Source organism: Paenibacillus sp. FSL R7-269 (genome assembly GCF_000517865.1).
Classification (GTDB): domain Bacteria; phylum Bacillota; class Bacilli; order Paenibacillales; family Paenibacillaceae; genus Paenibacillus_AQ.
This window is the reverse complement of record NZ_ASPS01000020.1, coordinates 1-24,897: the sequence shown is the minus strand read 5'-3', so window position 1 is coordinate 24,897 and position 24,897 is coordinate 1. Positions and strand designations below refer to the sequence as shown.

Sequence of the window (24,897 nt, the reverse complement as noted above, 5' to 3'; positions counted from 1 at the left end):
AGAACAGACACTATGAACATTATACAGACGAATAGCATTGAGCTGGCTTACGACAGCTTCGGCAATGATAATGACGAGGTGATGATCTTGATTGCCGGACTTGGAACCCAGATGATCCGCTGGACTGTTCCATTTTGTGAACAACTAGCGGCCCGGGGCTTCCGGGTGATCCGTTTTGACAATCGGGACACGGGCTGCTCCACCCATTACAGCCATTACCCGGCTATGGATTTCAATGCCTTGGCGGCTGCGCTCATGTCGGGTCAACGGCCGGACATGCCTTACACGCTTGATGACATGGCCGGTGACGTGATCGGATTGCTTGATGCCCTGGGTATTGACGGGGCACATATCGTTGGCCGGTCCATGGGCGGAATGATCGCCCAGCTTGTTGCCAGTAAGTACCCGGACCGGGTCCTGTCGCTCACGTCCATCATGTCTACGTCCGGGAATCCTTCCCTTCCGCAGGCTTCCCCGGAGGTGATGGGGATGATGACTGCCCCGGGGCCGAACCCGTTTGAGGATGAGGCAGGATTTTTAGCGCACAGCATGGCTTTTGCCAAGCGTATTGCCGGTACCGGCCATCCATTCGATGAAGAAGCTTACCGGGCACTCATTGCGGAGGAATTCCGGCGGGCCTACGACCCGGGCAGTGTGGGACGGCAGATTGCTGCGATTGCGGTCTCCGGTGACCGCCGTCCGCTGCTGGCAGCCATTGAGGTCCCTGCACTTGTCATTCACGGGATGGACGATCCTCTGTTCGTTCCGGCGTGCGGCGAGGACACCGCTTCCTCCATCCCGGGCGCTGAGCTGATGCTGGTTGAAGGCATGGGACATGACCTGCCGCACCAGTTGTATCAGCAGATGATCGATGCTATTGAGCGGACGGCTCAGCGCAGTTGACTAACCACTACGTTGTGTAGTAGATTATAACTACTACGTAGTGTAGTAATAATGTTATGGACGCATAACAGACATATGAGGTGTTCACGGTGAACAAGATTCAGAAGCTATCGGATACAGAATTAGAGTTAATGGAAGCCATTTGGGCGAGTACACCGCCAGTTACTTCAACGGAGCTGCTGAACCAGTTCGCGCATAAGGGAAGGGATTGGAAGGCGCAGACGATATCTACCTTTTTGTCACGATTAGTGGATAAGGGGTTTCTGACGGCTACCCGGCATGGGCGGCTGAACAAGTATGTACCCGGCATTTCACCTGAGGACTATAAGCTGGTGGAGACTCAGCATGTCCTGGACGGGCTGTATCAGGGTTCGGTCAAGAATCTGATCTCTGCTATGTATGACGGCGACAAGCTGTCGGACCAGGATATTGACGAGCTGAAGCAATGGTTCTCGGAAAAGTAGGTGATGACGATGAAGACCTTGCTCGATATTCTAATCCCGCTAACCGTTGCCGGAAGCGTAGTGACACTCAGTATACAGGTACTGGGGAGGTTCTCCACCGGACATTTCCCGGCCCGATGGCGTTACGGACTCATTAAGCTGGCCTTAGTCTTTTATTTGTTCCCTATAGCTCTTATCCTGCCGTGGCTATCCCAACACCTGATTGTGCCGCACGCAGCCACAAGTGTACAGAATCCCCAGAGCGGGAGGATAACAGGGTATATAGCGGAATCTCTGCAGCCTACTCTAGCCCTTACCACAAGTACGGCCTATATCCTGTTAGGGATCTGGGCAGCGGGAGCCATTACTTTTGCCGCCTGGCAAGGGTATGCGTACCGCAGGTTCACCAGAGTGCTTAAGCGTAACCGGACCATGGTACCGGAGAATAGCGAGACAGCCATGATGCTGAGAAGCATCAAGGAGGAGCTTGGACTCACCTGTAGCGTGAAGCTCGCATTCAGTCATGTCGCACGCAGTCCTTTTCTGGCAGGATTATGGAGACCGGCGATCTATCTGCCTGTAGAGAGTCATGTCAATCTGGATATGGAGATGGTCCTGCGCCATGAATTGGTTCATCTGAAGCGGAAGGATCTGTGGATCAAAGCTGCATTGCTATTCGCCCGTACCTTGCACTGGTATAATCCGCTGGTTCATACGGTCCGGCATGAGCTTCATACCTGGAGCGAGCTGACCTGTGACCAGGAGGTTGTGCAGAAGATGTCTCATGCCGACCGCAAACGTTACGGCGGGACGATTCTGAATGTTATGGCAGGACCTGCCAGTCACCCCGGAGCGTTCTACGCCTCATTATCCGGTGACGGCAAACAATTACAAAGGAGATTATCCCATATGCTTAACGTCAAAAAACTAAACAGACAGACCCTCTTCCTATCGGTTGCCGCAGCACTGTTAATCGCCGGAATCGGCACATCTACTGCAGCATTGGCCTCTAAGATGACGCCGAAAGTTGTCGCCGACTCGGAGTATACTTCTTCTGACAATGCGGCTTCCGAAATTGCAGCTTCTAAAGTGCCCAAAGGTAAAATAACCGAGCCTGCCAAAGTATCTGGCACCGAGCCTGCCGAGAGCAGCACCATCCCCGCCCAGGAATATACAGCAGGACAACTCGTTGCCGGGCCCGCTGAATCTGCTGATTCTGTAACGGTTCCCGCTGAAGTGGCTCCTGGAGCTGCTCAAGCAGACATCGCTGCGCAGCCGCTGCCTGAGCTTGTAGCATCCCCTGCTGAAAGTGCTCCCGTAACCGTGCCAAAAGCAAGTGCTGCCCAATCGGATTCCGGGCTTGCCCCTGCACCAGTACCTGACCGGGAAGAGGCCATGGTAGAGGCTCTTCCCGAGCTGGTGCCGGCTCCTGCACCTTCTAAGTAACATAAGATATCTTGTGTAATTATATTGTGAACAATATTATCAATGACAGGAGCGGCTTCCATGTGGGGCTGCTCTTGTTCTTTGCGTTTTGATTTGATACTGACTATATTAATAGAGATAAGTTACACTTCTCTCGGCCGCGCCCCTCTGAATTTATTGGGGTAGAGTATTTCAGTATGAGGATAATTTGAAGTATTGGGGGCGAAGGAATGGACAGGCTATCGAGGATCAGATCCGAAGAGAAAATATATCATGATCAATGTTATGAGAGCAGCAAGTTATTTCAACCAGGCTCCTGGCTGCACAAACCCGTTACTACAGTCATTAATCTTATCAATCAGTATAAGGATCAAGAATACATAAGCATACTGGATCTGGGAGCTGGAGTTGGCCGGAATAGCATTCCGATCGCCGAATCGGTTAAGCCTAGGAATGGAAAAGTTGTATGTGTAGACTTGCTGGAGTCAGCCATAGCGAAGCTGAAGAGTTACAGTCAGCAGTTCGGTGTCGAGCCTTACATTGTACCTGTTCTATCTGATATTGAACACTTCTTCATTGAACCCAATGAATATGATATTATCATAGCCGTATCCTCATTGGAGCATGTTAGTTCGGCACAGGCACTGGAGCAGAAACTGAGTGAAATGAATGCCGGGACAAGGGCAGGCGGGGCGAATTGTATTATTATCGCGTCCAATATCCGGGAAATGCTTCTAGAGAATAAGCAAGAGCTGGACCCCATGTTTGAAGTGAATCTGTCTACTGAAAGAATGATTGAACTATTGAAACAGCAGTTTGCCGGATGGGAGATAGAGCAGCTGATCGTAAAACCCTTAGCATTTGAGATCAACAGAAACGGGCTGCCCGTCAAGTTGACCTCTGATTGCATAACCTTTGTTGCCCAAAAAAGCTGATCTTATAGAGATCGGCCTTTTTTGATAGTGATGGAGGGAATTAGAGTTTTTCTCCCCGCCTGTGACCACACGCACCACATCTTCCGTGAACTAGGCTACATTAAGAGTATGCCAAATGAAAGGTTTCACAAACTTCCGAAATTTGATTTGAATCCTCCTTTTTAAGCGGCTGGCGTAATAGAATGAGGTTGCTGATAAGGATTATCAATCAAATATTGGAGGCTAACACATATGAGTACACAAACCAGACAAATCGCAGGCGACATCCACTGGGTAGGCAAAATAGACAATCGCGAAGTTCCGTTCCACCGCCTGATTCTCGCCAAGGGCACCACCTATAACTCCTATCTCCTCAAAACCGGCAAGCCGACCGTAATCGATACCGTGGATATGGAATTCGGCCGCGAATATGCCGAGTGTCTCGCCGGAATGATTGACCTTATGGATATTCATTACATTGTCATTAACCATACCGAGCCTGACCACTCCGGCGGACTTGCGGCACTGGCAGCACAGGCCCTGAATGCTACGATTGTCTGCACCGAGATCGCTGTGCCTGAGCTGCAGGAGATGTATAAGCTGCACAGCCGCAACTTCCTGGTGGTGAAGGACGGAGACACGCTGGATATCGGCGGCAAAACCCTGCTGTTCAAAGAAACGCCGTACCTCCACACCGCAGAGACGATGATTACGTACTGTGTGGAAGACAAGATCCTGTTCCCTTGCGATATTTTCAGTACGCATGTGGCTGCCGAGCATCTGTTCAGTGATGAAGCAGGTTTCGATATCACGGAAGATTACAAAGGCTATTATGCAGCGATTATCCACCCGCACAGAAGATATGTAAGAACGCTGCTGGAAGCAGTGAAGGATCTGGAGATCTGCATGATTGCGCCATCCCACGGGTTCCTGATCCGCGAGGACATTCCTAAGTTCATCGGGCTGTACGCCACCATGAGCCGGGAGACCACCCAGGGCAAGAAGGCTGTCATTGTCTATACCACCATCAAGAACAGCACGAAGAAGATGGCCGCAATCATTGAGAATTGCCTGAAGGAGAACAATATTGAGACAGAAGTCTGGAACGCAGATAAAAGCAGCACCGCAGACATCCTGCGCAGCATAGAATCGGCAGACGCCGTCTTCATCGGCAGCTCCACGAAGTATGCGGATATGATCGGGAACCTGGAGGAAGTGCTGAAGGGTATGCAGGAGATGAATCTGGAAGGCAAGCTTGCTACTGCGTTTGGCTCCTACGGCTGGAGCGGAGAAGCGATCGAGGTCATTCAGGATTATCTGAACGGAACGAATATGACTGTACAGAGTACCTCTGAGGTTATCAAAACCACCGGCATGACCCATGTAGAGTTCCCCGTTCGGGTAAGATTCTCCCCAAGAGAGCCTGAGAAGGTCCAGAAGATTAAGCATGCAACCGAATTTGTCTCGGATCTGCTGCTCAGTTCAATCTAGGGAGGAGGAAGCGAACATGACGAAGCATTACGTAATTGTTGGCGGCGGTGTAACTGCCGTCCATGCCGCCAAAGCGATCCGCGATCAGGACGCGGACTCGGAAATCTCGATCATCGGGGAAGAGAGCGGCCTGCCGTATAACCGGATCAAGCTGACCAAGGGCCTGTTCACCGACCTGCACAGCGAGAAGGTTCTGATCAAGAAGGAGAAATGGTACCGCGATAACCGCATCACCGTACAGTCGTCCACCCGCATCGTGTCTATCCACCCGGAGCGCCAGACGATAGAGACAGAGAGCGGCCAGTGTGTGGAATACCATAAGCTGCTGCTCTGCATGGGGGCGAAGAACCGCGCATTAACCATTCAGGGTGCCGGACTTGCTAACGTACACACCATCCGGGAGCTGGCTGATGCAGACCGGCTGAAGGACGGTCTTAAGGAAGGCAGCCGCGTAACGGTCATCGGCGGAGGGGTGCAGGGGATTGAGACCGCCTGGGCGCTTCACGAAGCAGGATATAACGTGACTGTGGTTGAATACGCACCCGCCCTGATGGGCAGACAACTGGACAGCTACTCTTCCAAGCTTTTGCAAGAAACCCTTGAACAATCCGGGGTGAAGGTGATTCTTCAAGCGGGCGTGGCTTCCATCGAGGGTACAGAGTACGTCACCGGGGTTACGCTGAATGACGGCACGAGCTTCCCGTGTGACCATGTGGTCTACTCTATTGGGATTGTTCCGAATACTGCTCTGGTTGACGACTCGAATATTGAGGTCCACAGCGGCATTGTTGTGGATGAATATCTGCAGACGAGTGCACCGAACATCTATGCAGCCGGGGACGTTGCCGAGTTCGACGGGCTGGTGGAAGGCCTGTGGGGCGGAGCGATGGAACAGGGCAAGATCGCAGGAAGCAATATGGCTGAAGCCCGGAGTGTATACCGCAGAGCGGTTCCGGTGACCTTGTTCAATGCGTTCGGGGTGTCCTTATTCTCCATCGGCAACACCGATGAGCGGAATTGCGATGAGTCGGTATGCGGTGAAGAGAATGGAGCGTATACACGGATTTTTGTGAAGGATCATGTCATTGTCGGGGCGTTGTCCTGGCAGGGTGCTGCAGCTTCGCTGGCTTACAAGGCGGCTGTTGAGCAAGGCGTCCGGCTGAGCGGAAGTGCTGACGGCATGAGCATTGACGAGATTATAGCAGAAACGCAGGCTGTATTGAATTAATTCACTAACCATAATAACAGGAGCTGATTACGATGAAAAAATATATCTGTACCCCTTGCGGCTACATCTACAACCCGGCGGTAGGCGATCCCGATGAGGATGTAGCTGCCGGCACAGCGTTCGAGGATCTGCCGGAGGATTGGGTCTGCCCGGTCTGCGGTGAGGACACCAGCCATTTCGTACCTGTCGAAGAGAAGAACACAATTACCCAATAGAGGATTAAAGCTAAGGCTTCACATTTCACATTACAGGGGGAACGGTATGAAAGAGCATTCCTGCCAGCACGCCGCAGAACCTTGTACACGCAAGGTACCGATTTTTGCCGCGCTGACCGATGAGGATCTTACCCGGATCAGCGCCATGATTAAGCACCGCAAATTCACCAAGGGCCAGCCGCTAATTCTCGAAGGCGCACCGTCCGATACGCTGTACATTATTCAGCAGGGACATGTGAAATTATCCAAGCTCACGCCCGAAGGGAAGGAACAGATTTTACATATCCTGACGAACGGGGATTTCTTCGGGGAACTCAGTATTTTCAACAGCGACGAGCTTAGCAACTTCAGTGCGTATGCGCTGAAAGACACCAATATCTGCCTGCTGACCCGCAGCGATATGGAGCAGATCATGACCGAGAATCCAGACATCTCCCTGCGCCTGCTCTCCAGCGTAACCAAACGCCTCGCCCACACCGAGAATCTGGCACAGAGCCTGGCGACCAAGGACCCGGAAATCCGGATCGCTTATATGATTATGGAGCTGAGTGAGAAATACGGCAAGCCACGCGGCGGACGCGTACATATCGACCTGCCGCTGTCCCGCGAAGAGCTGGCCAGTTATGTCGGAGTGACCCGGGAGACGATCAGCAGGAAGTTCTCCCGATTCGAGGACTCCGGCCTGATCAAGCTGATCGGCAACAAGCAGATGGTCGTCATGGACCCGGCGGGTGTGGAGCGGTTCATGGGAATATAAGAAGAGCTAAATATAGATTATGCGGCATTTCTATCATTCGTTGATGGGGAATGCCGCTTTTTGGTATGGACAGCCCGTTCGTATGACAAATCTTAAGGCAATGTTAAGGTTACCCGTGTTTAACTGAAAGGTAGGGTCAACATAATGGACTTACAGCCTTGCGGGATGGGCGGGAGGAGAGGTGAATGATGAATCAAACGATTCTGATTGTGGATGATGAGAAGGAGATCCGGGAGCTGTTGCGCCTGTATGTTGAAAAGGATGGATATACCGTGATCCAGGCCGGTAACGGCCGGGAAGCACTGAAGCAGGCTGCAGCTGCACGGGTTGATCTGGCTGTCATCGACATTATGATGCCTGAGCTTGATGGCTATCAGCTGATTAAGGGCTTGAGAGAGCACAGCAATCTGCCTATTATCGTCGTTAGTGCCAAGACAGAGAATCACGAGAAAATTCTGGGGCTTGACCTTGGCGCGGATGATTATGTGACTAAGCCGTTTGACCCATTGGAGGTACTGGCAAGAATTAAAGCCCAATTACGCCGCTATAGCGGCGGTGCAGCGGACTCCGCAGCGGATATGCTGATGGCAGGGGAGCTGTGTCTGGACATTTCTGCTTGCGGTGTATACTGGGGCAGCGTGACAATTCACCTTACCGCAACAGAATTTAACATCATTAAGCTGTTTATGCAAAGCCCGGGTCGCGTATACACCAAGCAGCAGCTGTATGAAGCGGCCTGGCAGGAGACGGCTATCGTAGATGATAATACGGTGATGGTGGCCATCAGCAAGCTGCGCGCCAAGCTTCCCGGCGGCAGTAGAGTGTCCATTGGAACCGTGCGGGGATTAGGCTATCGGCTGGAGGTGCATCCATGAAGAATAAGCGCAGCTTCAGAAGAGTCATCATGCGCAGATTCATAGGCTATACCTTCGGCATTGCGCTGACGCTGCTGGTCCTGGAGCTATTGTTCGGTCTGCTTACATGGAAGAATGGGATGAACTTCGCGGAGCTGGCCTCTTCCCCGCTGGCTAAGGGAACGGAATCACTTCAGGTCACGTTGTCCGTGATCTGGATTCTTATTACAGCTGCCGTGTATTTTATCGGGATTACCTTGTTCGGGCGCGGGATCAACAGGAAGCTTATGGAGCCTGTAAGGAAGATGGAAGAAGGATTCAAGGCGGTGACCTCGGGCCATTTGAATACCAGACTGGATTTTGAGACGGAAACGGAATTTGGAGACATGCGGGATGCGTTCAACTATATGGCGCAGAGGCTGAAGGATGCCGAAGAACAGCGGATGAACATGGAGAGTGAGCGGATGCAGCTGTTCTCGCATATCGCCCATGATCTGAGAACTCCCATGACAACAATCTCCGGCTATGCCGGGGCCTTGGCAGGCGGGTTGGTTGAGGAGCCTGACAAACAGCGGGAATACCATCTGGCGATCCAAGCGAAATCGGGGCAGATGAACCAATTGATTGACCAGCTGCTGGCCTACTCCAAACTGGGTGCGCCCGGTTACCAGTTGAACTTAGTGAAGGTTGACCTTGTGGAGTTGCTTCGGATATCTTGCGCTACTCTATTTGGTGAAATCGAAGGTAAGCAAATGAACTTAGAGCTGCAATTACCGGACCATCCCGTGTTTTACATGTCAGACCCGCTGGAAATAAGCCGGGCTATCGGCAATCTGCTAACCAATGCAATCCGCCATAACCCGTCAGGCAGCCTGTTATATGTGGGATTAACGGATGAACCTGGCCGGATTGCAATCCATATTGCCGATAATGGAGCAGCGATCCCGGAGCCTATCGCCGGCAATCTGTTCGAGCCGTTTGTCTCCGGCAACGCTTCAAGAAGCACCAGCAGCGGAACAGGGCTAGGACTGGCAATTGTGCACAAGGTGATGGAACGGCATTCCGGCGGGGTTAGCGTATTGGACGCAGCCCCGCCCTATACCAAGGAGTTCGTCCTCAGTTTTCCTATAGGCTAAATCTGTAAGGACACAAATAGACGGAGGAGTGACATGTATTTACAAATTATTAAAAACGATCTGCGCAAAAGCAAGCTGATCACCGGCACGATTATGGCATTCATCCTCGTTGCTGCCATGCTGACCTCGCTCGCCGCATCGCTTACAGTGAATCTGTCCGGCGCAATTGATAACATGCTTCGATCGGCGAAGGCGCTCCATTTCATGCAGATGCATACAGGCAATGTTGATATGGACCAGTTGCGGCACTTCGCGGACACGAACGGAAGTGTTGAGGAATATCAGGTGCAGGAGTTCCTCAATATCGAGGGTGCAGAGATTGTGATCGGGAACGATACGCTTGCTGGAAGCATTCAAGACAACGGTCTTTCCGTACAGGGCAACAAGTTCGACTACCTGCTGGACTTAAACGGTAAGGTGATTCATCCTGCTGACGGTGAAATCTATGTCCCTGTCTATTACAGGCAGGAAGGGAACGCAGTACTTGGAGATACAGTGACGATCCACGGTATTTCCTTCCGCGTTGCCGGTTTTTTGCGGGATTCGACCATGAACGCGGCGCTGGTAAGCTCCAAACGGTTCCTTGTGAGCCAGACGGATTTCGAGAGGGTTCGTGAGTTCGGACAATTGGAGCACCTGATTGAATTCCGGCTGTACGAGGGGGTTAACTATCCGGCATTTGAGGCAGCGTATTTGGATGCGGGACTCCCGGCCAATGGTCCGCCTGCGATCACGTACAATCAAGTGAAGATGATTAACGGCATTACGGACGGCATTATGATTGCTGTGCTGGTGTTGATCGGCATTCTGGTCATCATCGTGGCGTTCTTGTGCATCCGCTTTACGCTACTGGCAACGATTGAAGAGGATTATAAGGAAATAGGCGTAATGAAGGCCATCGGGTTACGGGTATCACAGATTAAGAAGCTGTACCTTGCGAAATACGGCGCGATCACGGGTGTAGCTTGTATGCTGGGCTTCCTGGCTTCTCTGCCGCTCCAAATCCCTTTTATGCAAAATATACATCTGTACATGGGCGATAGCGGGAGCTGGTTCCCCGAGTTGCTCTGCGGGCTTACGGGGGCAGTGCTCATCTTCGTGGTGGTCATGATATATGTGAATGGTGTGCTGCGGCGCTTCCGTAACATCTCCCCGGCGCAGGCGGTGAGGTTCGGCGCATCCCGTGAATCCTCGAAACCGGGCAGAAGCTTCCGGCTGAGTCACAACAGGCTGTTCACCCGAAATATCTTTCTTGGCGTCAAGGATGTGCTATCCCGTAAGAAGATGTATGTCACCATGACGATGGTGCTGGTCATCTCTTCATTCATTATGATTGTGCCGTACAATATCAGCCGTACGATCTCTGCCCCCAGCTTCATCACCAATATGGGTATGGGCATCAGCGACGTGAATATTGGAGTACTGCGGACACAGGTGGAGGATGTTCAGGGGAAGGCTGAGGAGGTTGCAGCTCGGCTGAATGAAGATAAGAACGTTGAGAAATATGCATTATTCACCAGCCGGATGCTAGAGAGAAGAACGGATGATGGAATGCTAGAGAAGCTGCGGGTGACCTTTGGGGACTATTCCGCTTTTCCGATTACGTACTCCAAAGGCCGTGCGCCGCAAGAGGAAGCGGAGATCGCGCTCTCGGTACTGAATGCGGAAGACCTTGAACAGAATGTTGGGGATGAACTCGTTGTTATCGTTGACGGCACGGAGAAGCACCTGAAGGTGTGCGGAATTTACTCCGATGTTACGAACGGCGGGCGTACAGCACAGGTGAATTTTGATATGAATCACGGGGAGATTCTTAGCATCGGGATTGCGGTTACGTTCCGTGACCGTCAGAGTGTTCAGGCAGCAATATCACAGTACCGGGAACAATTCCCCTCCGCCAAAATTACCGGGATCGACGAGACCATCGGGCAGATGCTCGGTCCTATGCGCAAGGCCATACAAAAGGCATCCATTGTCGCTACTGTGGCAACTGCTCTGCTCACACTGCTGGTAACAACGCTATTTATGATGATGTTAGTGTCAAAGGATCGTTATCCTATAGCAATATTGAAATCTATTGGCTTCACTAGCAGGGATATTCGCAGGCAGTATCTTTCGCGTTCCATCACTGTGCTGGTGCCGGGTGTCATCACTGGTACGCTTTTGGCAAATACGCTGGGGGAACTTGCCGGGGTGGCAATCGTGTCTTCCTTCGGCGCAGCAGCCTTCCATTTCGCGGTAAATCCGTGGTTTGTCTATTTCATTTCGCCCCTGCTGATTGCAGGCTGTGTTGTTGCCGCTACCAGGTTAGGCATTTCCGGCATCCAGGCCTTACCCATTGCCGGGCATATCAAGGAGGCTTAGCATATGAGAAGCATCATTACAGGTACCCATATTGTGAAAACTTACCGTAAGGGTATAGAACAGGCCACAGTGTTGAATGGAGTAGACGTAGATATAACTGAAGGTGAATTTGTTGCTGTGATGGGACCGTCAGGCTCAGGCAAAACCACATTGCTGTTCGCGCTCAGCGGCATGGATGAGATTACTGAGGGATCGGTCAAATTTGGCGATACAGAATTATCCGGTCTCCGGGAAAATATACTTGCGGATCTTCGCCGGACCCGGATGGGGTTTATTTTTCAGTCGCCTACGATGCTGAGGAACCTGAACTTGCTGGATAATATCTTGCTTCCCGCTGTACAGGATGGCATGAGAAACACAGCGGAGCTCGCGCAAAAAGCGAGACACCTGATGATCCAGACAGGCATTGCCGGGCTGGAAAACAGGGATACCACGGAGGTATCAGGCGGCCAGCTCCAGCGGGCCGGAATCTGCCGTGCGCTGATCAATACGCCGGAGATTCTGTTTGCCGATGAGCCAACCGGTGCGCTGAACTCGAAGGCCGCAGAGGAAATCATGGAGCTGCTGGTAGCTATCAATCAAGCGGGAACCGCCATTATGCTTGTAACCCATGACGCGAAAGTCGCCGCCAGAGCAGACAGGGTATTGTTCACGAGGGACGGGCATATCGTTTCCAGTCTGACACTGGCAAAGTTCAGCGGCGGGGATCTGCAAGCTAGAGGGGATAAGGTGCTTGCCCGGATGGCGCATGTGGCCGTCTAGTTTAGCATCTTCACGTGGAATCAAGTGGAAACGGCATTGCCGTCCTATTAAAGGACGGTACCGTTTCAGCGAGAAATAGAAGGATGATTTATCGTGTGCAACATATAAAATCTTATATTTGGACGGAATTCCGCCGCTGCTGGAACCTTACAAATACCTGACGCATATTGTATGGTTATAAGCCTACCAGGCGACAACGGGAAAGGAAGTGGGTGTATGGCTGCGGGGATTTTAAGATATTTTGCAGACGGCAATACGGCTCTTGGCTTCTATAGTTTATTCGAATCGAATCTTCAAGGACTCCGGCGGATATTCATTTTGAAAGGCGGTCCCGGTACCGGCAAATCCTCGCTGATGAGAGCAATCGGCACGGAATGGGCAGAGCGGGGATACGATATTGAACTGATCCATTGTTCATCTGATAAGGATTCCATTGACGGGGTCATTATTCCGGCGCTTGGCGTGGGCATTGTTGACGGGACGGCGCCCCATGTGATTGAGCCCAAGGCTCCCGGAGCGGCTCGGGAATACGTGAACCTGGGAGAAGCATGGGACTCGGCGGCACTTAACGGCCAAAGGGAGATCATGGAGGAGCTGAACCGGAAGGCTGCGGCTGCCTATGCGGCAGCGTACAGCAGATTTGCGGAGGCCCTGAGCATTCATGACGAATGGGAAAAGATTTACTTCGAGCATATGGACTTCGGCCAGGCGGATCTATTAACGGCCTTAATGCTGGAACAGTTGTTTGGCGAAGCAAATCTTCAGAAAAGTGCTGAAGTGAAGCACCGGTTTCTGGGCGCAGCAACGCCGGCGGGATCGGTTGACTTTGTACCTAATTTGACCGAAGGGCTGGCCAGACGCTTCTTCCTCAAAGGCCGGGCCGGAACAGGTAAATCTACCATACTCCGCAAAATCGCCGCTGAGGCGGAAAAGAGGGGTTTTGATACGGAAATCTATCATTGCGGATTTGATCCCCACAGTCTGGATATGGTTATTGTGCGTGAGCTTGATTTTGCGGTCTTTGACAGCACCAGCCCGCATGAATATTACCCGGAGCGGGATGGAGACGTAATCATCGATACGTATGAAGCTGTTGTTGCACCGGGAACGGATGAGCGCCTCGCCGGTCCGCTGGAGGAAATAGGCGCACAATATAAGGCCACAATGAAAACGGCAATTGCCGCTCTGGCAGAGGCCAAGGTGCACCGGGATGAATTAAAGGAAATATATATCGCAGCAATGGATTTTAGCGTGGTGGATGCAGCCAGGAACCGGATTTCTGCTGTACTGGCAAGTATTCAGGCTTAGCAGTTACTATGATCTGAACCAGCCTTGTGGGGCTTACTCAGCGGAGGTATTCGCCAACCGTAGAGTAAGCCTTGTTCGGCTTATAAAGGGTGCGGTGCCTCCTGCCCGGAATACCGGTTGCGCAGCATCCAGAAGAATTATAGACTTCAATATGTAACAGTGTGAGAAATTATAACGACTACAATTTATGGAGGAGAGAACAGCAATGAGTACTTACGAAATGGCTTCCTTTAATATCCGCCTGGATATTCCGTCAGACGGAGAGAACGGCTGGGCGTTCCGCAAGGAGCATATGCTGCGCCTGATCAGGCATTACCGCTGGGACGTTTTCGGACTGCAGGAGGCGCGGGGCAATCAGCTCAGGGATTTGGCGGCACTTGAGGATTATGAGGTGGAAGGCATCAGCCGTGATCATGATCCTGAAAGTGAACACTGTCCGGTCTTTTATAACAAATCAGTATTCACCAAGGAAGACGGAGGCACCTTCTGGCTGTCGGAGACGCCGGAGGTTCCGTCCAAGTCCTGGGGCGCTGATTACAACCGAATCTGCACCTGGGTGAGGCTGCAGGACACAAGAAATGGTAACCGGATACACTTTGTAAATACCCATCTGGACCATATCAGTGAGGAAGCCAGATACCGCGGTGCGCTGATGATTCTGGACTGGATTCGTATTCAGGGCGGGAATCTCCCGGTTGTTCTGACAGGGGATTTCAATGCCATACCGGACGAACGGTGCTACCGGGAGATTACAGCGCAGCTGACCGATACGCGCAGAGCAGTTGATGCACATTATGGCCCCTGGGGTACATTCACCGGTTTCCGCTACGATATTCCGTGGGATGAGCTTGAGGAGATCGATTATATTTTTACGGACAAGCAGGTAAAGGTACTGAAGAGCCGGACGGTAACGGACAGCTTCGACCGGAAATACCCTTCGGATCATTATCCTGTTACAGCAACTCTGGAAATCTAACGGGGCGACAGGGAGATATGGGCACAATGGATTGTTTAGGCGATAAATGTCTGATACGATAGATAAGCTTCAAGATGGAAGCCCAAGCACTTTGAGGAGTCACGGCTATCCCATTCTGAATAGAGTATCTTATTATCACACATAAATGGGGCCAGCAGCATGATGCGGATGTTCAGACATAAGGGTTATTTTATCGGAGTGCATATTGTATTATGTATTTCCTTGTTCTCCACGCTATATGCGTATTCTCCGGTCATACGAGTGAAGGTGAAGGAGATTATCGAGCCAGCAGACAAAGTCTATACGATTGCCCATCGCGGCGCGTCCGGGTATGCTCCTGAGAACACACTTGCCGCCTTCGAGCTGGCGCGTGAGATGGATGCGGACTCGATTGAGCTCGATATCCATTTGACCAAGGACCTGATTCCTGTCGTGATTCATGATGAGACGGTTAACCGTACCACCAGCGGTAAGGGCTTTGTGAAGAATATGACTCTGGAGCAGATCAAACAGCTTGATGCAGGCTCATGGTTCAATCAGGCCTACCCGATGTTCGCCAGAGATCTCTATATTGGGCTTACCATCCCCACGCTTGCAGAAGTATTCGAGATGTTCGGCAAGGACATAAGCTATGTGATCGAAATCAAGGAGCCTGCCCCGAAGTTCGGGATCGAAGCGATCCTGAATGAAACGGTTGTGAAATATGATCTTGCCAAAAGGGTATCCGTTCACTCCTTCAGCGCAGCCAGTCTGCGGAAGCTTCATGCGATCAACCCGGATATTCCGCTATATCAGCTGGTATGGAATGATTATGCGGCTACGAGGGTGACCCAGTCCTATCTGGATACCGTAAAGACCTATGCCGTAGGCATCAGCCCCAATTTCCAGGGAATCAGCGCAGCTTATGTAGCCCAGGTGAAAAGGGCCGGACTGAAGATTATCCCGTATACGGTGAACTACCAGCTCAATATGGATAAAGCCTACTCCTGGGGAGTAGACGGAGTGCACACGAACTATCCCGACCGCTTCCTTGAAGTGATTGCCACCAATAGGGCAAATGCCAAATGGTAGGCGGGGAGGATGAAGAGACGGAGTCACTCATTTACTATAAAAGGGTCCAGAAAAAAAGTTCAGAAAAAGGGTCCAGTTCTTGTCCGATAGCCGGATATGAACTGGACCCTTAACGTTGTGCCCTAGAACTTCATACACTGTCACATTTAGTTGGAAAAACGCAACTTAATTTGGACGTTTTAGAGCATCCGAGGTCATTAGGTGGAAAAAAGCCATCTAATTTGGTGCATACCCTTTATTCTGAACTCTCCGTAGTATATTAAGTGCCCTTTTTCCAACTGTCCCCTGGAGAGGATAGTTCTGTTCATGAGCAAGTGGAGAAAATCCACCTGTTTCTGGCGGCTCCTAATGGCAGCTCCTCAAATTCAGTAAATCCATACAGCCTCGTCGCTTAAAGTGCGCTTAATACGATATTCCGCAGCTTGCGTGTAATCGGCATCGTGCCGGAATCCTTCTTCTGGATCATGAACAGGAGGGTCAGACGTTCCAGCGGACAATTGGCAAAATAAGCTCCCAGCCAGCCGTCCCAGCCGTATTCTCCCAGGCTGCCGAGTCCTCCGGCTTGACCCGGATTGGTCAGGATGCGCATCTGATTGCCGTAGCTGTAGCCTTGCAGCGAATGCCAGGGGTTGAAGCCTTGCTGCTGCGGGCTGGTCAAGCTGGCCGAAGTCATAAACTGAACGGTGCGGGGCTTCAGCAGCTGCACCCCGTTCAAGCTGCCCTGATTCATCAGCATGGTGGTGAATTTGGCAGCATCCTCAATGGTCGAGACCAGCCCGGCTCCGCCTGCCTCATAAGCTGCCTCCCGGTTCATATGATGGTTAACGCCCAGAGGACTCTCCGAGAACGGTGTCAATCCGCCTGCACCATCATCCTGGTAGACAGAGGCTAGCCGGTTTCTCTTATCTTCTGGCAGCCAAAAGCCGGTGTCGTTCATTTGCAGCGGACCGAAGATCTCCTGCTGCAGGAATTCGCCGTAACGCTTGCCGCTGACGACTTCAACTAATGCACCGAGGACATCCACAGAGGTTCCATACTGCCAGGATGATCCCGGTTCGAAGGCCAGCGGACCCTCACCCAGCCGGTTAGCGAATTCCAGGGTACTCATCGGGTTCGTGCCAAGCAGGCGGCTGTTCAGTTCCTGGTACAACGACTCCGTATACTGACCCGCCAAGTCTTCTCCGCCGTAGACCAGACCGGAGGTCATGTTCAGCAGATCGTTAATATCAACCTCACGAGTTACGGGCACAAGCTCGCCGTTCTTTCCCACCTTCTGATTCTTGAATCCAGGTATGTACTGGCTGACCGGATCGAACAGGTCGATCTCCCCGCGCTCCAGGAGCAGCATAACGGCTGCGGCCGTAACCGGCTTCGTCATCGAGTATAGGCGGAAGATCGAATCTCTGGACATCTTGCGTCCAGCTTCAATATCGGCAAAGCCGTCTTCGTGATACCAGCTTTCTTGTCCGTCCTGAATCGCCATGAAGTTCGCACCGGCAATTTCCTTATTGGCAATACTTGCGCTTATCGCTTTGGTGATTAGACGGGTAGTGTTTGAATCCAGCATCTCTAGGTCTCCTTTGGTATAATCCGTTATCTATATTCCAGGGTGAATTGCATTTCACATAGAGAATATTATACGTCTTTCAGAGTGAAATGTAAGCGCATTTCAGTGAAAAAATTGAATTAGTATAGGTTTTCGTTGCTTCGCTTAATTCAATGTTACCTTCCTGGTCATCTATACTAACAGAGAGACTATCACAGGGAGGTAATATATTGAAACAGAGAACAAGATGGCTTGCGGCGGTTCTTACTTTTACAATGTTAATCATGTCGCTGACTGCACTTGGATTACCGGCACAAGCTGGAGCGGTTCCTATTCCGCAATCCTTCGCCAAGGGCGCAGATGTCAGCTGGCTGCCGCAAATGGAAGCTGAGGGCCACAAATTCTATAACGATCAGGGAGACGAAGCGGACCTGCTTCAGATTCTGAAGGATCACGGCATTGATTCCATACGCCTCCGGGCCTTCGTCGATCCATCCGATGATCCGATTAACGGGCATAACAGCACCGAAGAGATGGTTCAGCTGGCCTCGCGTGTAAGCGCTCTCGGCTTCCGGGTGATGGTTGATCTGCACTACAGTGATTCCTGGGCCGATCCCGGGAAGCAGGTTACTCCGGCTGCCTGGGCCAGTGATAACCTGGAGCAGCTTAAAGCACATGTCTCAGAGTACACCACAGAGGTGATGCAAGCGCTGAAGACTGCGGGGGTAACCCCCGAGTGGGTGCAGATTGGGAATGAGATTAATAACGGGATGATGCATCCGCTGGGCAGCTATAGTAATACAGCGAATCTGGTAGAATTGATCCAGGCAGGATCACATGCGGCCAAGGCTGTTTTTCCTGAGACCAAAATCATTATCCACAGAGCCAACGGAGCAGATAGCGGTGTAGATCCTTTCTATGCTGGTCTGGTCGAAGCAGGGCTTAAGGACAGCGATTATGACATCATCGGGTTATCCTATTACCCGGATTCTATCTACACTTCTTCTATTAATGAACTATCCTCCAACATGAATCTTCTGGCTGCAAAATATGGCAAGGAGGTTATGGTCGTCGAGGTCGGCGGCGATGTCAGCAAGAATGTAGATAATGTGTATAACATGCTGGTTGCTGTGCAGAACGGCGTGAAGGCCGTACCTGGCGGCAAGGGAACAGGCGTGTTCTATTGGGCACCGGAGGGAGTCTATTTCGGCTATGGGCTGTCTGCCTGGAATCCGGACGGAAAGCCTTCCTTCGCGATGGATGCTTTTATTGAAGGTGCTTCTGCAATCAACCGGGTGCCGGTTCAGTCGGTAAAAGTAGAGAAGCAGGCCGCTATCCTTGAAGTAGGCGGAACCGGCAGCGTCAAGGCAACGATCAGCCCGGGAAATGCAACCTATAAGGGGCTGACCTTCACCAGCTCTGATGAAGCCATTGTCAAGGTAGACAAATATAAAGGGACGATCTCCGGGCTTGCTGCCGGGACCTCTACCGTAACAGCGGTTACGTATGACGGCGGATTTACAGATTCAACTGAGATCACAGTCTCGCCAAGCACCAGCTTCATTCAGAATCCAGGCTTCGAGGACGGACTGAATGGCTGGAGCGTAAGCGGCGATAGCGCGGCGGTCAATGTGGAGTCGGATGCCCATTCCGGTTCGGCTGCACTGCACTACTGGAGCTCAGGGGCTGCGGAATTCCAAGTCTCCCAGACGGTCACCGGACTTGAGAATGGTACCTATCAGTTATCCGCTTGGGTCTCTGGCGGCGGCGGGGAAGAGACGGCTGAGATTTTTGCAGGCAATCAGAAGCAGGCGTTCGTCAACACAGGCTGGCAGCAATGGAGTAATCCAACCATTGATACCGTTGAGGTTACAGATGGAACGCTGACACTAGGCGCTAATCTGAAATACGCGGGAGACAAGTGGGGGAATATTGATGACTTCAAGCTGATCAAAAAAGCCGGAGCCGTCAGCACCAATAATCTCACGGTGAACGGCGCTAAGTCCGACTGGTATCTGAGCGGCACCAAGCCCGCTACCTTCGGAGACAGCAATGCTTCAGGCGGCTTCGATTATGGGGATGACAAGCCGGTTAACTTCAACCTTACTCATGAAATTAACGGACTGGAGCCGGGAACCTATACCCTCCAGGCCAAAATCTTCGGGGACAAGGGCGAGCCTTCTCCAGGCTCGGTGATGTATGTGATCTCTGAGGGACAGACGTATTCGGTGCCGGTTACCTATTCAGGCAGCGCCTGGCTGAAGCCCCGGACTCTGACGCTAAAGCATGTGCACATAGGGGAAGACGGCAGCGCATCGCTTGGCTTCAAAGTCATCACGGACTCAGACAATCATTACGGCTATCTGCAAGAGGTGACCTTCGTGCGTAATAGCACAACTGCACCTGAGGTTCCAAGTGAACCGGGAACACCTCCAACAACAGAGCCGGAAACGCCTCCAACAACAGAGCCGGGAACACCCCCGGTCACAGAGCCGGTGACACCTCCAGTAACGGAGCCAGTAACGCCTCCGGAAGAGAATCCTGCACCAAGTGCGGAAGCCAGTCCGGCACCAAGCCCGACTGCAGCACCAGGAACGGGCTACGGTTCAGGCTGGACAGCTCCGCTGGCAACAGCACAAGCGTCAGCTACACCGCCAGCCACACCGCAGCCGGAGATTCTGACTGTAACGGAGCCGAAGGTGAATGCACAGAACCAGATTGTGATTCCAATGGCTGAAGGGCAGAGCGTAGTAAGAATTCCAGCTGACGCTGCGGCGCTTAAGGGAATTGCTGCGCTGAAGGTGGAAGGCAAGACGGTGACAGCCGAGATTCCAGGTAAGGTTGTTCAGCAGCTTCAAGCGTTGGCAGGAAGCTCAGCGAAAGGCAGCATGATCTCCGTCGGATTAACTCCATGGTCTGCGGAGCAAAAGGCAGCCTGGACTCTGCAGGCGAAAACCAAGAATGAGGCTGAACTGAGAACAGCCGGAGAAATGTTCAATCTGAATCTGTCTGTGCTGAATCAGCAGGGAGTTAAGACTCCGCTGGCCTCCTTCACCGAGCCTGTCAAGCTTCGCCTGAAGCTTCAGGCGAACGGCAATCCGAAGCTGGCTGGTGTGTATGCAGTAGCAGACGATGGGACGCTAAAATATGTAGGCGGAACCACGGAACAGTCCGTATTGACTTCACAGGTACGGCAATCCGGCAATTATGCTTTGCTGGAGTATGACAAGAGCTTTGCAGATGTGAGTCCGGCAGACTGGGCCTACTCCGTCATTAAAGAAATGGCAGCCAAGCATATTATCGAGGGCGACCGGGAAGGCCGCTTCGCGCCGAAGAGAGAAGTGACCCGTGCCGAATTCGTTACGATGCTTGTCCGTGCCCTTGGGCTAAAAGCAGAAGGCATGAGTTCGTTCGCTGACGTAGACAGCAGCAAGTGGTATTCAGGCGATGTGGCCGCCGCTTTTGCAGCCGGAATCGTCAAAGGGGACGCTACCGGCAAGTTCGCACCCGAGTCGCGTATTACGCGGCAAGAGATGGCCGCGCTGTTTGTGAGAGCCTACGAATTACGTTCGGGAAGTCCGGCTCCGGCGGATTCTTTGCCAGCTTTTGCCGATGCCGAACAGATTGACCGCTGGGCTAAGGAGGCCGTGAGTGCCGCCGGTTCACTGGGCATCATTACAGGTACTCCAGACGGATTCCTTAAGCCCCAGGCCAATGCGACGCGTGCAGAATGTGCGAAGGTATTGAGCTTGCTGCTTAATCTGTAAGCAAGAGAATAAGTAGAAGTAGAGCAGCGATTTTCCTGTAAAGGGGGCGCTGCTCTTTTTTACGGTATAGGAAAATGCGGTTGCGAAAGGGGGAGTGGAATGTATGTGAAAACCGATCACATTGGACGGCGGCGAAGGCACAAGGAGCGAGAGGAGATTGCATCGTGCACCCTAGGTGTGAAACAGGCCGGTTCTAGCTCGCAGTTCCGCTCTAACTTCATCCGGAACTTCCTTCATCGTAAGGTCATCGCCCAGGAACAACAGCCAATTCGTGACTTCCTTCAGCTCCTCCGTGCGGTTGACCTCGACCTCCATTTTCAGGATAGCGGTAGTTTGGTAGGGGTTAGTATAGGACAGTGCCACCCTGAACGGGTGATATTTCCGGTATTGGGCAATGGCACGGGGACCTAGCTCCAGGACAAGGTTGTTTTTCACCTGCTGCTTGCTCAGCTTCTCCTGAATTTTTTTGGTGCTCAGTCTCTTGGGTTCCGGTGAGGGGATGACATCCGTAAGCTGATCAACCGGGATGATCCGTTTCCTGGAGGCGTCCAGGTCGAAGCACTCGATGAGCCACAGGCTTTTCTCCTGGTAGAGACGTAAAAGATACACAACATAAGAGATATCCTTCTGGTCTTCCCGGCAGGTGATTAACAGATAGCGGTCCGCCAGCAGGAGCCGGATCAGCTTGTCCAGCATAGGGTGGGGGAGATCGGACAGATCCAGCAGATCAGGATTGCCCGGGTAGGTACCCTCGAACAGCAGGATCTGATTGAGAAGAACAAGCTCCTCCTGCTGATTCTCCGAGATGAGCCCCAGTAATTTCTCCGTCAGCGACTGGCGGCTCTTTAGATAAGGAAGTTGGCCGTTTCTTGTCGCCATGAAGGCAATGAACAGCGCTTTGACCTCGTTATCCGTGAACCGGACCACCGGAAGGATAGAGTTACGCATAACGGAATACCCGCCATCCCGGCCCACCTCAGCAACCAGCGGCATTCCAAGCGCCTCAATCTCCCGGATATCCCGCTGGGCGGTCGAACGCGAAATATTGAATTCCCGCATGATTTCCGTCAGCGTAAAATGGGCACGATTGTTAATGTACCGCATGATGATGTTGATGCGTTCTATTTTTTTCATTGCGGCTCCTAAACAGGTTCATTTTTTGACATGATTTAAGGTTATCATATACATAGCAGGTGAGGAACACAAATCATGAACAAAGGCGGGATATGACAATGGCAGGGTATACTATCGAAGAGAAAGACAGCTTTATCGTGATTGGTCTGGGCGTTGATCTTAAGAGTGACTACACGGACTATGCCGGGATTTATAAGGAGAAGATGGATTTTTGGCAGGCGGTCAGTGAAGATGGCAGGCTCGACTTGTTAAAAGGGATTGCGGCGAATGATTATGTGTTTGTGGTGAACGAAGCGGTGAACGGCAAAATGATGCATTATGCCGGGGTAATGGCAGGTGCAGAAGCACAGATTCCGCAGGAAGCACGGGTGATTCAATTCCCGAAGGGGGAATATCTCGTAGTGGCAGGCGAAGGAGCGACAACGGAGGAATTAAGCAATACCGTGACGGGCCTGGCCTTCGGACAAGCTTTGCCGCAAGCTGAAGGATACGCCTACGTGGGCGGGCCGAATACGGCTGTGGAGATGGGCAGCCGGGACGGCTCGCTGTATGGTGAAATGTGGATTCCTGTCGTCAGAAACTAAAGTAATGTAATGGAGGATAACTAACTATGGCATATACCGTTGATTTCAAAGAGGTGTCTGTACAAGGTCTGGAGTCGTCGCCCGTTGCTGAGGCGTTGGCGGGACTACGTGCGAATGAAGCGCGTTATTTCATGAACAAGTATAAACATGAATTCACAGTCGTTCCGGCCAGTGAGAGCCAGGAGACGCTGGATTACGTGAACGGGATTCTGAGCAAGGAGCGGGGCCTTGAGTTTGCTGCCAAGCCACTCCAAACCTCACAGTTCCAGGTGGAGAACATACGGTTCGCCTACGTTTTCTATGAGGATGGTCTTGCGCTTAACGTCATGTACACAGTGGTTGACTCCAAGAAGCGGGCGGTCGGCTTCAAGCTCTCAGAGGGGATGGAGATTCCGAAGGAGCTGGAGGACAAGTTCAAGTTCGCACGGCAGAAGTCGAAGCTGGCCGGAACAATCCGGGGATCGTTTTTTGTGATTAAGGGAGAGTATTAATAAAAATCCCCAAACCATATAAGTTCAAAAAGAGGGGCTGCCGACTGGCAGCCCCTTATGGCCGTTCAAATCTCCTCCGCTGTATACGTCTTCTGGGTACGGAGGACCGGGAAGAACCGGTACATCCAGAGCACGGTAATAATCAAGGTGCCAACTCCGCCGATCACGGTTGCAGGTACGGCCCCTACCAGACCGGCCATAGTCCCGGACTCGAATTCGCCAAGCTGGTTCGAGGTACCGATGAATAACGAATTCACTGCATTCACCCGGCCCTGCATCTCCTGCGGCGTGTTGACTTGCACCAGTGTCGAGCGGATAACGACACTCACGACATCCGAGCCGCCGATCAGAACCAGCGCGAACAGGGACAGCCAGAAGCTGTGGGAGATGCCGAACAGCATCCGGCCGATGGCCCGTTCCACCGAATAGCGGGTCAGGATAAGCGAGACGATGATCGCGCCCACCGCCGGGGCGGAACGCAGCAAGCCAAGACCGAGTGAGCCGGTCTTCAGAATATCTTCGGCGAAGATTGGCAACAGTGCCGTGGCCCCGCCAAGCAGTACAGCGAACAAGTCCAGCGAGATCGTACCCAGGATAATCTTGCGGGCGAAGACAAACCGCAGGCCGCTGAGGAAGGTGTCCATGCTGACCGCGTCCAGCTTTTTGACGAAGTGAACAGTCTTGACGAAGAAAATCAGCACCGTAGATACCAGCAGCGCGGCAAGCGAGGCGATGTAGGCGGCAGCCGTACCCCAGACCACGAGGACACCCCCGAGGGACGGGCCGACGATCATCGCCGTCTGCATAGCAGATGCGGACCAGGCTGCTGCCTTCGGGAGCTGATCCCGATCCACAATGTCCGGCACCAGCGCTGCCGAGGCCGGACTCTCGAAGGTGCGGCACGCACCAAGCACTGCTGCGGCTACAAGCAGGTGGACCGCGCTGAGCCAGCCTTCGATACTGCCGAGGACGAGCAGCAGCACGATGAGGCACTCCGTAAGCTGGCATAGGAACACAATGGTGCGGCGGTCATAGCGGTCTGCCGTCTGTCCGGCAGGCAATGTCAGCAGCAGCATGGGCAGGAATTGGGCCAGCCCGACCAGTCCAAGCTGGTAGGCGCTGCCGGTCAGCGCATACATCTGCCAGCCAATCGCCACCGACAGCATCTGGAAGGCGCTGGTGGAGAAGATCCGCGCAATCCATAGACGCAGGAACGAGCGGTTATGCAGTACAGACGAGCGTGGAGTATTCGCATTCGATGTATTTAGTGTGTTCAATGGGTGTCATCCTCCAAGCGATCGGGATTGGGTTCAGATGCGGGTTCCGGCTTCCGCCCGCGCATCTCAGGGTGTTCCTGGAATATTAAGGAGTAATTCTTGCCGTAACGTGCCTCCAGCTCTGGTGCGAAATCTTGCTCTATGCGCATCATCACGACATCGTGATAATAAGACGTCTGCAGCACATCCAGCACAGCGGGATGGTTGCTCTCCAGCGCCGAAGCCTGCGAATGGCGGGGGGAGCTGCCCAG

The 24,897-nt window shown here is 52.4% G+C and carries 21 protein-coding genes and 1 pseudogene; 18 read left to right on the top strand and 4 right to left on the bottom strand.

The window, feature by feature from the left end; translation table 11 throughout:
* Positions 1–12: 12 nt before the first annotated feature.
* From C162_RS09500 to C162_RS09430, 15 genes are all read left to right on the top strand, one after another.
* Complete coding sequence (locus tag C162_RS09500; RefSeq protein ID WP_036693856.1) at positions 13–903, top strand: alpha/beta fold hydrolase; 891 nt, start codon at positions 13–15, stop codon at positions 901–903.
* A gap of 89 nt (positions 904–992) precedes the next feature.
* On the top strand, positions 993–1,367 hold the full coding sequence (locus C162_RS09495; RefSeq protein WP_036693854.1) for a BlaI/MecI/CopY family transcriptional regulator: 375 nt from the start codon (positions 993–995) through the stop codon (positions 1,365–1,367).
* A gap of 3 nt (positions 1,368–1,370) precedes the next feature.
* Entirely contained in the window at positions 1,371–2,792 is a 1,422-nt protein-coding gene (locus C162_RS09490) for a M56 family metallopeptidase (protein ID WP_051493355.1), read from the top strand.
* A gap of 209 nt (positions 2,793–3,001) precedes the next feature.
* Positions 3,002–3,706, top strand: coding sequence for a class I SAM-dependent methyltransferase (locus tag C162_RS09485; RefSeq protein ID WP_036693852.1), 705 nt, complete (start codon positions 3,002–3,004; stop codon positions 3,704–3,706).
* Positions 3,707–3,937: 231 nt separating this feature from the next.
* Positions 3,938–5,176: an FprA family A-type flavoprotein gene (locus tag C162_RS09480; protein ID WP_036693850.1), complete on the top strand. Its 1,239-nt coding sequence runs from the start codon at positions 3,938–3,940 to the stop codon at positions 5,174–5,176.
* 16 nt (positions 5,177–5,192) lie between these two features.
* Positions 5,193–6,404, top strand: coding sequence for an NAD(P)/FAD-dependent oxidoreductase (locus C162_RS09475; RefSeq protein ID WP_036693848.1), 1,212 nt, complete (start codon positions 5,193–5,195; stop codon positions 6,402–6,404).
* Between the two features lie 32 nt (positions 6,405–6,436).
* Entirely contained in the window at positions 6,437–6,619 is a 183-nt protein-coding gene (rd, locus tag C162_RS09470) for a rubredoxin (protein ID WP_036693846.1), read from the top strand.
* A 46-nt stretch (positions 6,620–6,665) separates the two neighbouring features.
* Positions 6,666–7,376, top strand: coding sequence for a Crp/Fnr family transcriptional regulator (locus C162_RS09465; protein WP_036693844.1), 711 nt, complete (start codon positions 6,666–6,668; stop codon positions 7,374–7,376).
* Positions 7,377–7,561: 185 nt separating this feature from the next.
* Positions 7,562–8,251, top strand: coding sequence for a response regulator transcription factor (locus C162_RS09460; protein WP_327196376.1), 690 nt, complete (start codon positions 7,562–7,564; stop codon positions 8,249–8,251).
* Entirely contained in the window at positions 8,248–9,366 is a 1,119-nt protein-coding gene (locus tag C162_RS09455; protein WP_036693842.1) for a HAMP domain-containing sensor histidine kinase, read from the top strand. The genes C162_RS09460 and C162_RS09455 overlap by 4 nt, the downstream gene beginning before the upstream one ends.
* Positions 9,367–9,399: 33 nt before the next feature.
* Positions 9,400–11,730 (top strand): ABC transporter permease, encoded by a 2,331-nt coding sequence (locus tag C162_RS09450; protein ID WP_036693841.1) that lies wholly within the window; start codon positions 9,400–9,402, stop codon positions 11,728–11,730.
* Positions 11,731–11,733: 3 nt separating this feature from the next.
* Complete coding sequence (locus C162_RS09445; RefSeq protein ID WP_036693839.1) at positions 11,734–12,492, top strand: ABC transporter ATP-binding protein; 759 nt, start codon at positions 11,734–11,736, stop codon at positions 12,490–12,492.
* 216 nt (positions 12,493–12,708) lie between these two features.
* Positions 12,709–13,800, top strand: coding sequence for a PRK06851 family protein (locus C162_RS09440; protein WP_036693838.1), 1,092 nt, complete (start codon positions 12,709–12,711; stop codon positions 13,798–13,800).
* Between the two features lie 205 nt (positions 13,801–14,005).
* Entirely contained in the window at positions 14,006–14,776 is a 771-nt protein-coding gene (locus tag C162_RS09435) for an endonuclease/exonuclease/phosphatase family protein (RefSeq protein ID WP_051493354.1), read from the top strand.
* Between the two features lie 168 nt (positions 14,777–14,944).
* Positions 14,945–15,847, top strand: a complete 903-nt coding sequence (locus C162_RS09430) for a glycerophosphodiester phosphodiesterase family protein (RefSeq protein WP_162174453.1) — start codon at positions 14,945–14,947, stop codon at positions 15,845–15,847.
* 391 nt (positions 15,848–16,238) lie between these two features.
* Here the strand turns inward: C162_RS09430 and C162_RS09425 are convergent, their stop codons facing one another.
* On the bottom strand, positions 16,239–17,414 hold the full coding sequence (locus C162_RS09425; RefSeq protein ID WP_051493352.1) for a serine hydrolase domain-containing protein: 1,176 nt from the start codon (positions 17,412–17,414) through the stop codon (positions 16,239–16,241).
* Positions 17,415–17,623: 209 nt separating this feature from the next.
* Between C162_RS09425 and C162_RS34995 the strand changes: the two genes are divergently transcribed.
* On the top strand, positions 17,624–21,160 hold the full coding sequence (locus tag C162_RS34995) for a glycosyl hydrolase 53 family protein (RefSeq protein ID WP_063829003.1): 3,537 nt from the start codon (positions 17,624–17,626) through the stop codon (positions 21,158–21,160).
* 171 nt (positions 21,161–21,331) lie between these two features.
* On the opposite strand, the gene C162_RS09415 is transcribed toward C162_RS34995, so the two are convergent.
* A complete protein-coding gene (locus C162_RS09415; RefSeq protein ID WP_036693834.1) occupies positions 21,332–22,294 on the bottom strand; it encodes a helix-turn-helix transcriptional regulator in 963 nt (320 codons plus the stop codon).
* A gap of 98 nt (positions 22,295–22,392) precedes the next feature.
* On the opposite strand from C162_RS09415, the gene C162_RS09410 reads away from it, so the two are divergent.
* The gene (locus tag C162_RS09410; protein ID WP_036693833.1) at positions 22,393–22,878 is read left to right on the top strand and encodes a GyrI-like domain-containing protein; all 486 of its coding nucleotides are present in this window, start codon (positions 22,393–22,395) and stop codon (positions 22,876–22,878) included.
* Positions 22,879–22,904: 26 nt separating this feature from the next.
* A complete protein-coding gene (locus tag C162_RS09405) occupies positions 22,905–23,369 on the top strand; it encodes a phage tail protein (RefSeq protein ID WP_036693831.1) in 465 nt (154 codons plus the stop codon).
* Between the two features lie 65 nt (positions 23,370–23,434).
* Here C162_RS09405 and C162_RS09400 read toward each other — a convergent pair whose 3' ends face one another.
* Both C162_RS09400 and C162_RS36345 read right to left on the bottom strand, forming a co-directional pair.
* Positions 23,435–24,646: an MFS transporter gene (locus C162_RS09400; RefSeq protein ID WP_036693829.1), complete on the bottom strand. Its 1,212-nt coding sequence runs from the start codon at positions 24,644–24,646 to the stop codon at positions 23,435–23,437.
* A pseudogene (locus C162_RS36345) lies at positions 24,643–24,897 on the bottom strand (hypothetical protein); the annotation flags it as partial. The pseudogene C162_RS36345 and the gene C162_RS09400, both read right to left, overlap by 4 nt.